This window comes from Citrobacter sp. wls827, from assembly GCF_005280875.1.
GTDB lineage: Bacteria > Pseudomonadota > Gammaproteobacteria > Enterobacterales > Enterobacteriaceae > Citrobacter > Citrobacter youngae.
On sequence record NZ_SZWR01000021.1, the window covers coordinates 73475 to 87356 of the forward strand.

At 55.0% G+C, this 13882-nt stretch carries 13 protein-coding genes; 6 read left to right on the top strand and 7 right to left on the bottom strand.

Going from position 1 to position 13882, the window contains the following annotated elements; translation table 11 throughout:
* Nucleotides 1-11: 11 nt before the first annotated feature.
* Together ansA and sppA are read right to left on the bottom strand one after the other, a co-directional pair.
* Entirely contained in the window at nucleotides 12-1028 is a 1017-nt protein-coding gene (ansA, locus tag FDX03_RS17440; RefSeq protein ID WP_105242168.1) for an asparaginase, read from the bottom strand.
* A gap of 55 nt (nucleotides 1029-1083) precedes the next feature.
* The gene (gene sppA / locus FDX03_RS17445; protein WP_137346319.1) at nucleotides 1084-2940 is read right to left on the bottom strand and encodes a signal peptide peptidase SppA; all 1857 of its coding nucleotides are present in this window, start codon (nucleotides 2938-2940) and stop codon (nucleotides 1084-1086) included.
* 174 nt (nucleotides 2941-3114) lie between these two features.
* On the opposite strand from sppA, the gene FDX03_RS17450 reads away from it, so the two are divergent.
* From FDX03_RS17450 to topB, 3 genes are all read left to right on the top strand, one after another.
* Nucleotides 3115-3666, top strand: a complete 552-nt coding sequence (locus FDX03_RS17450; RefSeq protein ID WP_061067766.1) for an NAD(P)H nitroreductase — start codon at nucleotides 3115-3117, stop codon at nucleotides 3664-3666.
* A 116-nt stretch (nucleotides 3667-3782) separates the two neighbouring features.
* A complete protein-coding gene (gene selD, locus FDX03_RS17455) occupies nucleotides 3783-4826 on the top strand; it encodes a selenide, water dikinase SelD (RefSeq protein ID WP_137346320.1) in 1044 nt (347 codons plus the stop codon).
* A gap of 4 nt (nucleotides 4827-4830) precedes the next feature.
* Nucleotides 4831-6777, top strand: a complete 1947-nt coding sequence (topB, locus tag FDX03_RS17460) for a DNA topoisomerase III (RefSeq protein ID WP_137346387.1) — start codon at nucleotides 4831-4833, stop codon at nucleotides 6775-6777.
* A gap of 89 nt (nucleotides 6778-6866) precedes the next feature.
* Here topB and gdhA read toward each other — a convergent pair whose 3' ends face one another.
* Nucleotides 6867-8210 (bottom strand): NADP-specific glutamate dehydrogenase, encoded by a 1344-nt coding sequence (gene gdhA, locus FDX03_RS17465; RefSeq protein ID WP_040233659.1) that lies wholly within the window; start codon nucleotides 8208-8210, stop codon nucleotides 6867-6869.
* Nucleotides 8211-8447: 237 nt separating this feature from the next.
* On the opposite strand from gdhA, the gene FDX03_RS17470 reads away from it, so the two are divergent.
* The gene (locus FDX03_RS17470) at nucleotides 8448-8723 is read left to right on the top strand and encodes a YnjH family protein (protein ID WP_115602152.1); all 276 of its coding nucleotides are present in this window, start codon (nucleotides 8448-8450) and stop codon (nucleotides 8721-8723) included.
* On the opposite strand, the gene FDX03_RS17475 is transcribed toward FDX03_RS17470, so the two are convergent.
* A complete protein-coding gene (locus FDX03_RS17475) occupies nucleotides 8683-9096 on the bottom strand; it encodes a pyrimidine (deoxy)nucleoside triphosphate diphosphatase (RefSeq protein WP_115602151.1) in 414 nt (137 codons plus the stop codon). The genes FDX03_RS17470 and FDX03_RS17475 overlap by 41 nt on opposite strands.
* A gap of 79 nt (nucleotides 9097-9175) precedes the next feature.
* Here FDX03_RS17475 and FDX03_RS17480 point away from each other — a divergent pair, with 79 nt between their 5' ends.
* Both FDX03_RS17480 and FDX03_RS17485 read left to right on the top strand, forming a co-directional pair.
* Entirely contained in the window at nucleotides 9176-9745 is a 570-nt protein-coding gene (locus FDX03_RS17480; RefSeq protein ID WP_137346321.1) for a carboxymuconolactone decarboxylase family protein, read from the top strand.
* Complete coding sequence (locus tag FDX03_RS17485) at nucleotides 9738-10361, top strand: CDP-alcohol phosphatidyltransferase family protein (RefSeq protein ID WP_137346322.1); 624 nt, start codon at nucleotides 9738-9740, stop codon at nucleotides 10359-10361. The genes FDX03_RS17480 and FDX03_RS17485 overlap by 8 nt, the downstream gene beginning before the upstream one ends.
* Before the next feature lie 7 nt (nucleotides 10362-10368).
* On the opposite strand, the gene FDX03_RS17490 is transcribed toward FDX03_RS17485, so the two are convergent.
* From FDX03_RS17490 to FDX03_RS17500, 3 genes are all read right to left on the bottom strand, one after another.
* Complete coding sequence (locus FDX03_RS17490) at nucleotides 10369-11676, bottom strand: sulfurtransferase (protein WP_137346323.1); 1308 nt, start codon at nucleotides 11674-11676, stop codon at nucleotides 10369-10371.
* Between the two features lie 88 nt (nucleotides 11677-11764).
* Nucleotides 11765-12397: an ATP-binding cassette domain-containing protein gene (locus FDX03_RS17495; protein WP_137346324.1), complete on the bottom strand. Its 633-nt coding sequence runs from the start codon at nucleotides 12395-12397 to the stop codon at nucleotides 11765-11767.
* Nucleotides 12397-13882 (bottom strand): thiamine ABC transporter permease (locus FDX03_RS17500; protein ID WP_137346388.1); only part of this gene is annotated, 1486 nt, incomplete at its 5' end. The genes FDX03_RS17495 and FDX03_RS17500, both read right to left, overlap by 1 nt.

The following is a 13882-nucleotide window of genomic DNA, read 5'->3' on the forward strand; positions in this document are numbered from 1 at the left end:
CATAGACTCCTTTAATCGTCAGGCGTGAGCTCACCACGCAGATTTTGCGTCATCGCTTCACGGATCGTCTGCGTATCCAGTCCCTGACTCAGCAAATAGTGCAATTTGGTGAGTGTGGCTTCGACGGTCATATCCGCGCCGCCAATCACGCCAGCATGCGCCAGCGCATTGCCTGTCGCGTAGCCCCCCATATTTACCTTGCCGGACATGCACTGGGTCAGGTTCACCACCACAATGCCACGCGAACTCGCATCTTCAAGTTCTTGCAGAAACTCTTTATTCTGCGGTGCATTCCCCACGCCGTAGGAGCGCAAAATTAATGCTTTTACAGGTTGGCGCAGGAAGTTGCGTACTACATCAGCGGAGATCCCAGGATAAATGGTGACCACGCCAATCGGTTGCGGAGTGATAGGATGCACAATCAACTCACCTGTGCCGTGAGGTGCGGGCGGTGTTCCCAGCCGACGAATGTGGATCCCCGCTTCCAGCAGCGGTGCAAGGTTGGGTGAGGCAAACGCGTCAAAACCATCAGCATGCGCTTTAGTGGTCCGGTTGCCGCGAAACAATCGATTGTTGAAAAACAGGGTAACTTCATTGATCGGGTAATTTGCTGCAACGTACAACGCATTCAGCAAATTGATTTGTCCGTCAGAACGTAGCTCTGCTAATGGGATTTGTGACCCTGTCACAATGACCGGCTTGCCCAGATTCTCCAGCATAAAAGAGAGCGCCGAAGCCGTAAACGCCATGGTATCGGTGCCGTGCAGAATGACAAAACCATCGTAATCGTCGTAGTGCGCTTTAATGTCTTCCGCAATATGCTGCCAGTCTTCCGGCGTCATATCGGAGGAATCCATCAGCGGGGCATATTCGTGGATGGTGAAGTCTGGCATCTCCGGACGGTGGAATTCTGGCATCAATGCCAGCTGGCGCTGCAGGTGACCGGAAACGGGAATATAACCCTGTTCTGAGCGCTGCATACCAATGGTACCGCCGGTATAGGCAACGTAAATTGATTTTTTCTGCATGACTTTTCTTCTGTCTCAAAGAAAACCCCTCTTCATCCCGAAGAGGGGTCAATAGTTAGCGAACGTTGGCGCAGGTCAGGCAAAACGCATAGCGGTTTTGCGGATCGTTGAATGCGGCCAGCTTATCGCTTTCGGCTTTTACTGCACTGGCCGCAGAGGCCAGCGGTGGCGGGAGCATAGCCTGAATGGCGTCAGGCAGCATGGCACGAACGGAGCCAGACATGCTGTCCATCACCATATCAACGAATGTTGGTTCGTCCTGATAATACTCAATGTGCCACTGTTTCAGTTTGCCAAGCTCAGCCGCTTTCGCGACGGCGTCGTCAAAATCACCGAGGCTGTCTACCAGACCGTTGGCTTTCGCATCCTGACCGGTCCAGACGTGGCCCTGCGCGATTTTGTCAATCTGCTCAGGCGTTGTCTTACGCGCATCCGCAACCAGCGTGATAAAGCGTTTGTAGCCGTTCTCAATGCTCAGTTGCATCATCTGCTGCACTTCCGGCGGTAACGCTTTGGTGATGGAGATATCCGCCAGTGGGGACGTTGCAACACCGTCAGTATGCACGCCAATTGAATCCAGGCTGTTTTCTACCGTGTTGATAACACCAAAGATGCCGATGGAGCCGGTCAGGGTGCTGGGGTTTGCCACGATGTAGCTGGCAGGCGTAGAGATCCAGTACCCACCAGAGGCCGCCATGCCACCCATGGAAACGACAACCGGTTTGCCCGCCGCTTTTGCCGCTGCCAGCTCAGAACGGATTACTTCCGAGGCGCTGACGCTGCCGCCAGGGCTGTTAACGCGCAGAACAATGGCTTTCACTTTCGGATCAAGACGCGCTTCGCGGATCTGTGCGGCAGTGGTGTCGCCGCCCACATTCCCAGGGGTTTCTTCACCGTCCATAATCGCGCCATTGGCGAAGATAACGCCAATGCTGTCGCCGGTATCTGCCGGGGTTTTCAGCGTGTAATCGTAGTAGCTGACAGAGCGGTAGTTTTTATCCGCTTTACTCCAGCCAAACTGTTTGGTCAGCATTTTTTCGACTTCGGCGCTGGAGGCCAGTGCATCCACCAGTTTGTTGTCGAGCGCATATTTCGCGGTATCACCATCGACTTTCGTCAAACCGTCCAGCATGGCCTGTGCGCCCGGGAACACCTGCTGCGCAGGGATTTGGCGGTTGGCGGCGACCGTGTCGAGATAGTTCTGCCACAGCTCGCCTATCCAGCGGCTGTCGGCTTCACGCGCGGCAGGAGACATATCATCGCGGATAAACGGTTCTACGGCAGACTTATAGGTACCGACGCGGAACACGTGCGTGGAAACTTTCAGCTTGTCGAGCAGGGATTTGTAGTACAGACCGTTAGTGGCAAAGCCGTGCAGATCAACGGAACCCTGTGGAGAAAGATAAATTTTATTGGCGAAACTGGCGAGGTAGTACTGCCCCTGGCTGAAGTTATCGCCTACGGCAAAGACCGGTTTGCCGCTGTCGCGGAATTCCCGCAGCGCTTTACCGATATACTGCATGGAAGGCTGGTCGGCCCCGGCAAAATTTTTCAGATCCATCACGATGCCGGTGATGTTGCGATCATCTTTTGCCTGGCGAATAGTATTCACGATATCGAACAGGGAGTTTTCCTGCAGGCGATCGGAACTGGCGCCAAACAGTTGACGACCAATAACGCTTAAGCGACTGGTGCTCGATGGCTTATCGACAATCACCCCCGAGATATCCAGCAACAGTGCGCCTCGCTCAGCATGTTCGCTGGTACTGCTGCTACTGACCTGCATCCAGATACCCACGCCAACCAGCACCAAAAAGATGAAGAACAGGTTAAGCACAAATTCACGGACGAAATTGAGTAATCGCCATGTCCATTTAAAAAATCCGGCAATAAATCGCCACAGGGTTCGCATGTATTCTCCCTACCGATTAACAACACGCCACCCGAAATTCCGGAGAAAGGCGTTAAGATGAGGCTATCGTAATGACCCGGCAGGCACTTGTCAGCAGGAATCGCCGCCTGTGCTGTAACAAAATCCGCCCACGTGTTAATTTTGTGAACAAATATCATTGTTGGAGTTAAGCAAATGGATGCACTCGAATTACTTATCACCCGTCGTAGCGCTTCTCGTCTTGTCGAACCGGCCCCGGCCGGAGAGCAACTGCAAAACATTCTGCGGGCGGGAATGCGCGCACCGGACCACAAGTCGCTACAACCGTGGCAATTTTTTGTGATTGAAGGTGAAGGACGCGAACGCTTTAGTGCCGTGCTTGAAAAAGGCGCAATCGCCGCAGGTAGCGATGAGAAAGCTCAGGAAAAAGCGCGCAGCGCACCGTTTCGCGCGCCGCTGATTATTACCGTGGTGGCGAAATGTGAAGAAAGCGACAAGGTTCCGCTGTGGGAACAAGAAATGTCTGCCGGTTGTGCAGTAATGGCGATGCAGATGGCCGCAATTGCCCAGGGCTTTGGCGGTATCTGGCGCAGTGGTGCATTAACCGAAAGTGCGGTCGTTCGTGAAGCATTCGACTGTCGCCCGCAAGATAAAATCGTCGGTTTCCTCTATTTGGGCACACCGCAGCTAAAAGCATCCACGACGATCAACCTTGCCGATCCGAGCGCATTCGTCCGTTATTTCTGATATCAACGGCAAAACTGTCTGGATTCTGAGCAAAGACACCCGAATTCAGACAGTCACTCTTACCACATCATGGAATGAGCGCTACCATATCCGGATTGCAATGACAGGAGATGTCCATGAGCGAGCACGCTATTCGTTTAACGCAATACAGCCACGGAGCCGGTTGCGGTTGTAAGATTTCCCCCAAAGTACTGGAAACCATCCTGCACAGTGAGCAGGCGAAGTTTGTTGATCCGAACTTACTGGTGGGTAATGAAACTCGCGACGACGCGGCGGTATACGATCTGGGGAACGGCACCAGCGTTATCAGCACCACCGATTTCTTTATGCCGATTGTCGATAATCCGTTTGATTTTGGGCGTATTGCCGCGACTAACGCCATCAGCGATATTTTCGCTATGGGCGGCAAACCGATTATGGCAATTGCTATTCTGGGCTGGCCGCTGGATAAGCTGGCGCCGGAAATCGCCCGCGAAGTCACCGAAGGTGGACGTTTTGCCTGCCGTCAGGCGGGTATCGCGCTGGCGGGTGGTCACTCTATTGATGCCCCTGAGCCTATCTTTGGCCTTGCGGTAACCGGCGTTGTGCCGACCGAACGCGTGAAGAAAAACAGCACCGCAGAGGCAGGGTGTAAGTTATTCCTGACCAAGCCTCTGGGGATTGGCGTTCTGACGACAGCAGAGAAAAAATCGCTGCTGAAGGACGAACACAAAGGACTGGCGACAGAAGTGATGTGTCGGATGAACATTGCCGGTGCGGCATTCGCCGATATCGACGGCGTGAAAGCCATGACCGACGTTACCGGTTTTGGTCTGCTGGGGCATCTGAGTGAAATGTGTCAGGGCGCAGGCGTTCAGGCGCAAATTATCTACCAGGATATTCCTAAGCTGCCTGGCGTTGAAGAATACATCGCGCAGGGTGCAGTACCCGGCGGTACCCAACGTAACTTTGCCAGCTACGGACACCTGATGGGTGAAATGCCGCAGTCGGTACGCGATCTGCTCTGCGATCCGCAAACCTCCGGCGGTCTGCTGCTGGCGGTAACGCCGGAAGCTGAAGCCGAAGTGAAAGCCGCAGCGGCGCAGTTTGGCATCGACCTCACCGCGATTGGTGAGTTAGTGGAAGCTCGTGGCGGTCGCGCCATGGTTGAGATCCGTTAACCCGATGCGGTTGTTTATTGCCGAAAAACCGAGTCTGGCGCGCGCCATCGCCGATGTGCTACCCAAGCCGCATCGCAAAGGTGACGGCTTTATTGAATGCGGAAATGGACAAGTGGTGACCTGGTGTATTGGTCACTTGCTTGAGCAGGCGCAACCAGACGCCTACGACAGTCGTTATGCTCGCTGGAGTCTGGTCGATCTGCCGATTGTCCCGGAAAAGTGGCAACTGCAACCGCGCCCCTCGGTGACCAAACAACTTAACGTCATTAAGCGCTTTTTGCATGAGGCCAGCGAAGTTATTCACGCCGGTGACCCCGATCGTGAAGGGCAACTGCTGGTGGATGAAGTGCTGGATTACCTGCAACTGGCGCCTGAAAAGCGCCAACAGGTGCAACGTTGCCTGATTAACGACCTCAACCCGCAGGCCGTGGAGCGGGCTATTGAGCGTCTGCGCGCCAACAGTGAGTTTATCCCGCTGTGCGTCTCGGCGCTGGCGCGAGCGCGTGCGGACTGGTTGTACGGTATCAATATGACGCGCGCTTACACCATTCTTGGACGTAACGCGGGCTATCAGGGCGTACTTTCGGTCGGGCGCGTACAAACGCCGGTGCTTGGGCTGGTTGTGCGTCGCGATGAAGAGATTGAGAACTTCGTCGCCAAAGACTTCTTCGAAGTGAAAGCGCATATCGTAACGCCCGCCGATGAGCGGTTTACCGCTATCTGGCAGCCGAGCGAAGCGTGTGAGCCGTATCAGGATGAAGAAGGGCGCTTGCTGAATCGCACGCTGGCTGAACACGTGGTAAACCGCATTAACGGTCAGCCGGCGATAGTCACCAGCTATAACGATAAACGGGAATCAGAATCCGCGCCGCTGCCTTTTTCGCTGTCGGCGTTGCAGATTGAAGCGGCGAAGCGCTTCGGTTTAAGTGCGCAAAACGTTCTGGATATCTGCCAGAAGTTGTATGAAACCCATAAGTTGATTACCTATCCGCGTTCGGATAGCCGTTATCTGCCGGAAGAGCACTTTGCCGGACGTCATGCGGTGTTGAACGCGATTAGCGTCCATGCACCGGATCTGCTCCCGCAACCGGCGGTCAATCCCGATACGCGAAATCGCTGTTGGGACGACAAAAAAGTGGATGCGCACCACGCCATCATTCCTACCGCCCGCAGTTCGTCCATCAATCTGAATGACAACGAAGCGAAAATTTACAACCTGATTGCCCGTCAGTATCTGATGCAATTTTGCGCAGATGCGGTATTCAGGAAGTGCGTTATTGAGCTGGATATTGCCAAAGGCAAGTTTGTCGCTAAAGCGCGTTTTCTGGCGGAAGCCGGATGGCGCACGCTGCTCGGCAATAAAGAGCGCGACGAAGATAATGACGGGACGCCGCTGCCGGTGGTGGCAAAAGATGACGAACTGCTGTGCGAAAAAGGCGAAGTGGTTGAACGTCAGACTCAACCACCACGTCACTTTACCGATGCCACGCTGCTGTCAGCGATGACCGGGATTGCGCGATTCGTGCAGGATAAAGATCTGAAAAAGATCCTGCGCGCAACAGATGGTTTAGGTACGGAAGCGACGCGCGCCGGAATTATCGAACTGCTGTTTAAGCGCGGGTTCCTGGTGAAAAAAGGGCGTTATATCCATTCCACCGATGCCGGAAAAGCGCTATTTCACTCACTGCCTGAAATGGCGACGCGTCCGGATATGACCGCGCACTGGGAATCTGTCCTGACCCAAATCAGTGAAAAGCAGTGTCGTTATCAGGATTTCATGCAACCGCTGGTGGGAACGCTGTATCAGCTTATCGATCAGGCGCGCAGCACACCGGTACGACGCTTTCGTGGAATTGCTGCACCTGGCGGTAGTGGTGGCGATAAGAAAAAGAGTGCGCCGCGTAAACGTCCGGCGAAAAAAAGCCCGCCATCCGAAGATGCGGGCCTGTAAGTCTGTAGGCCTGGTAAGCGTAGCGCCATCAGGCTTAGCCGGATGCGGCACCCGTGCTTTATCCGGCCTACGGGTCTATAGAGACGATATTAAATCACACCCTGGCCCAGCATCGCGTCGGCAACCTTTACGAAGCCTGCGATGTTGGCGCCACGTACGTAGTTGGTCTGCTTGCTTTCGCCGCCGTATTCAACGCAGGCATGGTGAATATCCAGCATGATGTGGTGCAGGCGCGCATCCACTTTCTCCGCTTTCCAGCCCAGACGTGCGGCGTTCTGCGCCATTTCCAGACCGGATGTGGCGACGCCACCGGCGTTGGCGGCTTTACCTGGCGCAAACAGTACGCCAGCTTCGAGGAACAGGTCGGTGGCTTCGATGGTGGTCGGCATGTTCGCGCCTTCAGCCACGGCCTTGACGCCGTTGGCGATCAGCATTTGCGCGGCTTCCACATCGAGTTCGTTCTGCGTGGCACACGGCAGGGCGATATCGACCGGAACTGACCACGGTTGTTTGCCTTCCAGGTAGGTCAGGCCAAACTCACGGGCATAATCTGCTACACGACCGTCACGGCTGTCTTTGATTGCGCACAGACGCGCCAGTTTTTCTTTGGTAAATCCACTTTCGTCAACTACGGTACCGCTGGAATCGGAGGCGGTAACCACCCGCGCGCCAAACTCCATGGCTTTCTCAATGGCGAATTGCGCCACGTTACCGGAGCCAGAAACCGCTACGCGCATGCCTTCAAAGCCCAGACCATGGCGTTTGAGCATCGCTTCGGTGAAATACACCAGACCGTAGCCGGTGGCTTCCGGGCGAATCAGGCTGCCGCCGAAAGAGAGACCTTTACCAGTAAAGACGCAGGCGCTGTTGTTGGAGAGTTTTTTCATCATCCCGGCCATAAAGCCGACTTCACGGCCGCCCACGCCGATATCGCCCGCCGGAACGTCGGTATCGGGACCTAAATGGCGGAACAGTTCGGTCATCAGCGCCTGGCAGAAACGCATGATTTCGCCTTCGCTTTTCCCTTTCGGATCGAAATCGCTCCCGCCTTTACCCCCGCCCATTGGTAGCGTGGTGAGGGCATTTTTAAACGTCTGCTCGAAGCCGAGGAATTTCAGGATCGACAGGTTCACGGACGGATGGAAACGCATACCGCCTTTGTATGGGCCAATGGCAGAGCTAAACTGCACGCGCCATGCGCGGTTGACCTGCACCTGATTGCGGTCGTCAAGCCAGACTACGCGGAACTGGATCACGCGCTCCGGTTCAACCAGACGTTCCAGCAATGACATCTGGCGATAACGCGGGTTTTGCTCGAGGAAGGGCCACAGCGTGGTCATTACCTCACGAACGGCTTGCGCGAACTCGGTCTGATTCGGGTCGCGCTTTTGCACATGGTTAAGAAATGACTCCAGAGAACATGTCTGATCCATAGATATAAGAACCTCTTATGTATTGATATGGTTATATTTTTGATATTTGTGTTAAGTGTTTTGCAGTTTTTGACTATACCACCAGCACTGTGACGAGACGCAAGAAAAAATTAATCCCGCTAAGTAAATTAATATTGCGTCGTGGGTCATAACCAAAAACGATGATCGAAGAGGCTAAAGTTTCTGCCGGTTTATACCGTTATACTGAGCATAGATGTCAGTTAAAAAGGAAAGAATATGCGCCGTTTAATCATGGCAGGTGCGTTGGTGATGTTATCCAACGGGGTACTGGCAAATCAGCTTTATCGTCCGGATGTGCAAGTGAATGTGCCGCCGGAAGTGTTTAGTTCCAGCGGCCAGCGCGCACAGCCATGTAATCAGTGCTGCATTTATCAGGATCAAAACTATTCAGAAGGGGCGGTGATTAAAGCCGATGGCGTTCTGTTGCAGTGCCAGCGTGATGATAAAACGATCAGCACAAATCCGCTGGTCTGGCGGCGCGTGAAAGGATAAACGCTTCTAACAACGGGATATCGGCAGGTGCCAGCGGATAACGCAGCGCCTCTTCGGGTGAACACCAGACGATATCCTGATGCTCATACGCCTTCAGTTCTCCCTGATATGACGGTACATGCCAGGCATGTAAGTGAATCAGTCGGCCCGAAACCTCGCGTTGATGGCTGGCAATGTAGCGCCCCACGACTGCCTCAATGCCCAACTCTTCACGCAGTTCTCGGGCCAGCGCATCTGGCTGACTTTCGCCCAGCTCAACCTTACCGCCGGCAAACTCCCACATGCCTGACTGATCCGCATGCTGCGGACGCTGAGCCAGTAAAATTTTGCCATCACGTTCAATAATAGCGGCGACCACGTCGAGGGTTTTCATTATATTCATCAAGATCTAACGACAGAAAATGACATACTATCGTTATCTTTGTTTTATCTAAAGTATTCAGGAGCAACCGTTGAACGATCCTCAGTCGTGGGTAAAACCGTTAACGCGCATCCCTTCAAGTTTAAAACCGCTCGTTGCTACGCAGAAAAAACATTATGGCGATGTATTGCATCCTACGCGCTGGTGGGGGCGGATGCCGTTTCTGTTTTGGCTGGTAGCGCTGTTTGTCGGATTTCTGGAGCGTAAAAAGGCGCGTTTAACGCCGGTGATGCGCGCGCTGTTGATGACCCGCGTATCTCAGGTGTGCCACTGCGCTTTTTGCGTTGATGCCAACAGTTTACGCCTGGCTGAACGCTGTGGCGCGCTGGATAAAGTCTTACAGGTTGCCAACTGGCAAGAATCGGCGCTATTTAGCGCAGAAGAGCGCGTAGCGCTGGCCTATGCCGATGCGGTGACCGCCACGCCGCCACAGGTTGACGCTGCGCTGAAAGCGCAGATGAAGCAGCAGTTTACCGATGACGCCATTACTGAAATGACCGCGCTGATTGCGTTTCAAAATCTCTCGGCGCGTTTTAATGCCGCTCTCGATATTCCTTCGCAGGGACTGTGCGACACCTTCAAAGGACGCCCGCATGCTTGATCGTCATATTCATCCGCGATTAAAACCGCTTTTGCATCGCTGCGTGGGCATTATTGATAAGCCTGCGATTACCCCGGACGGGCTTACGCTGGTCGGTTTTGCCATTGGCGTGTTGGCCTTGCCATTTCTGGCGTTAGGCTGGTATCTGGCGGCGCTGGCGGCCATTGTGCTCAATCGGCTTTTTGATGGGCTGGATGGGGCGCTGGCGCGGCGCAGAGGGCTAACCGATGCAGGCGGATTTCTTGATATCTCGCTCGATTTTCTGTTTTACGCCTTAGTGCCATTCGGTTTTATGCTCGCCGATCCGGCGGTCAACGCGCTGGCTGGTGGTTGGTTGCTGTTCGCCTTTATGGGGACCGGTAGCAGTTTTCTGGCCTTTGCCGCGTTGGCGGCGAAACATCAAATTGATAACCCGGGCTACGCGCATAAATCGTTTTATTATCTGGGGGGACTGACCGAAGGTACTGAGACGATTTTGCTGTTTGTGTTTGGGTGTCTGTTCCCGGAATATTTTGCCGTGATGGCGTGGGTTTTTGGCGCGCTGTGCTGGATGACGACGTTTACCCGGATCTGGAGCGGATACCTGACGCTAAAAGCGGTTCAGCGTCAGGCATAATCAGAGATTACTTGCTGCTGTCCGGACCCCGTTCACCGCTGGAGACCGGGTTTTTTGGATTGCTGCTCCACTCATACCAGCCGCCGTCGTAAACGGAGACGTTTTTCCAGCCCATCGCGCGGGCATACATAAACGTTTCTGAAGCGCGCCAGCCGGTACCGCAATAGAAAGAGACCTGTTGATTCGGCAGGATATTCCATTGCTTCCACATGGCGGCGATGTCATCCGCGCTGCGCATGGTGCCATCCGGATTATGGAAATCTTCCATGTGGGTGGAATCACTGCCCGCGTGGCCCCAACGTGCGCCTGCAATCTCACCTTTTGGCTTAATGTAGCTATAGCCGCTGGTGGTACCGACAAATTCTGGCCATGAACGAATGCTCACCAAAGACGCATCCTGGCGATGCAGCAGACCGCGAGCCTGTTCCATATCGAGCATCAACTGCGGCTGGGCAGGAATGGTCACGCCGAAATCTGGTTCTGGTTTCACCGATGGCGGAGTGCCGCGTTCGACCGGTAAGCCCGCGTCGGACCAGGTTTGCCAACCGCCGTCGAGCAGACGAACATCTTTCACGCCGGCGTACAGCATAATTTGCGCCACGCGCGCAGCGGCATAGACATCGCGGCCGTATAAAATCACCGTGGTGTCATGGCGGATACCGTGCTTCGCCAGCATCGTTTTGAGCTGTTCGTCGGACACTTTGTTCCACAGCGGTTCGCTTTCGACTTCGTTGGTATCAATGTAGCCCGCACCAGGGATGTGGCTCAGCAGATACAACTTCGGCGCGCCCCAGGCGGCCTCAATCACTTTCCAGTCGCCCGCCGGTTTAGCAGTTACGTTTTTACCCTGCTGCAGGTCGTGCAGCCACTGCGGGTACACCAGCTGTTCGAAGTGCGGCAGACGTTGCAGGCGGGCAGGGTCCGTAAGCGCATCGCTGAGGGTGGAGATATGGTTAAAGCCCACTTTTTGCAGGCGGGCTTTGACAGCCTGTATGTCGTTATCGCTACCATACAGCGCTACTGGCGCATCAGTTTTCAACTGATGTGACTGAACCCAGGCGTTGAGTTGTTCATCATTCATCTTGTCGAGCCAGGCGGCAGACAGGTTCAGTGCGGAAGGTTCGTGTCCTGAAGGACCATTAAGCGACTGCGGCCAGCCGTTGTAAAAAGCGCTCTGACGGGTATCGATCGCCGCGCCTTGCTTTTGCTGTAACTGGTCGAGGGTGAGCGTCTGTGCTGTTTCAGCAGCCCAGGAAGAAGCGCAAGCGAGCCCTAAAGCCAGTGCCAGCGCGGTCATTTGAGAAACACGTTTCATCGAATAGCCCGACGTTGAAAAAAAGAGGACGACATTCTGTGCCGCCGGTTAAGTAAAAACCTTGCGTTAACGCAGCATATCGCCACATTCACGCCCAGTTTTCCATCTGAAGTACGCGGCCTGCAGGCGGTACGTCCTGCGCGTCATGGGTCACCTGTACCACCGGGATCCCTAGCTTACGCACCTCGGTGAAGACCCATTGGCGAAAGGTGTCGCGTAGCGACGCATCCAGCCGACTAAAGGGTTCATCAAGTAACAGTGCCTGGGGCTGCGCCAGTAGCGCGCGGAGCAGGGCGACACGCGAGCGTTGTCCGCCGGAGAGCGACGCCGGATCGCGCGAATAAAAACCGGCCAGGTCAGCGCGTGCGAGAGCACTTTCCACCGCATGGCTTCTGGCGGGACCTTGTAGGCTGGCAGGTAGGGCCAGCAGTAAATTCTGCCCAACGCTGAAATGGTCAAACAACAACGCATCCTGGAACAGAATGCCAATCTGGCGCTGCGCCGTAGGCAGCGCGTCAACGCGTCGTTCGTTGAGCCACAGCTCGCCTGATGCCTGAAACTGAGGCGACAACGCCCCGATCATCCACGAAAACAACGAAGACTTTCCGCTGCCGGAAGAACCCATAATCGTGACAATGTCACTTTTATCAACCTGAAAGGTAACGTTCTTCAGCAGCGCAGTCGCACCCTGGTACAACGAAACGTTTTGCACAATGAGCATTAGCGGAGTCCTTGTCGAAAGCGGCCAATCCACGCGGCGAGAAAGGCTGCGAGTGCGAAAACGAGCAGTGGTAGAAGAAGCTGCCACAACGCTTGTGTTGCCAGAATCTCGCTGCTACCGCCGCTGCTTAATGCCACCGCTTCGGTGGTCAGCGTGGGATAGCGTCCGGCACCTAGCCACAGCGTCGGCATATACTGGGCGATACTGACCGAGAAGCCAACCGCGAAGGCAATCAATGCCGGGCGCACCTGCTGCGGGCATTTCACCAGCCAGAATATCCGCCCCCGCGACCAGCCCAGCGTTTGTGCAATCAAAATTAATCGCGGGTCAATGCGCTGCCAGGCCGGTTTAAGCACAAATAGCATCCAGGGCATCACCCACAGCAGGTGGCCCCAGATAATGGTCGTCATCAGTCCATCCTGTCCGGCATATAACGCCAGCAGATATTGTCCGGTTACCAGCGGTAGCGCAGGCAAAATAAGCGGTAGCCAGACCCAGCGGTGCCCGGTTTTTGGACCCCATTCCAGCCAGGCAAAAAGTATCAATAGCGCCAGCAGGCTGGAGACGAGTCCCAGTTGCAGACTATTGCCAAGCGCCTCGCTATTTAGCGATGAATAGTTGGCGAGCAGCGCCAGAACCAGTGCGCATAGCACACCGTTAAGGGGCAAAAGTTGTACTAATGAACGTTCGATTGTACAGGATGGAAAACGCAGGCGTTCACCGGTTGCCGCAGGAATGGTGTGGCGCCAGGCGCGCCATAACAGATACCCTGCCAGCGCGATGATGAAGAGCAACAGCACCAGCAACAGGCTGGCGAGCGCGCCTTTAGCCTGCTGCCCGGCATCGCCCTGACTGAGCCATTGCCAGCTCAACACGGCAAGCGTTGGCGGATTTCCGGGGCCAAGAACGATTGCCACATCCACAACGGAGAGTGACCAGGCAACAATCGCCAGCATAGCTTTGCCTAATGCCGGGCCGATAGCGGGCAGTACCAGCCAGTTCAGGCATTGCAGTCGGCTGTAACCCAGCGAATCCAGCACGATAACCTGCTGCGAAAGGTGTTTTTCACTCAGTAGAGCCGAGAGGATCCATAACAAAAAAGCGCTCTCTTTCACCGCCAGCGTCACGCCAAGCCCAATGCCGTAACGGTCTGGCTGTGGGCTGAGGAACGGAAGCCATTGCCAGATTTTACCGCCTTCGGCAAAAATCAACAGCGCGCTGGTGGCGAAGGCAACATGCGGGATCGCCAGCAGCCACGGAAGACGGGTGCTTAGTCGCGCCCAGCCTGCACCGGGCCATAAAGCGAGGATCGCCAGCAGCGCGATGATTAGTGCGCCGCTGGCAGCCAGCCCTGTGGAAACCAGCGTCGCCAGTAACGCCTGCGGAAGTTGAGGGTCGGCAAAGAGAGCCAGCCAATGGGTTAGGCTAAGGGCTGGCGCTATCAGAGAGAAAGCCGCTGGCGCCAGCGGCAGATAAACTGCCGCC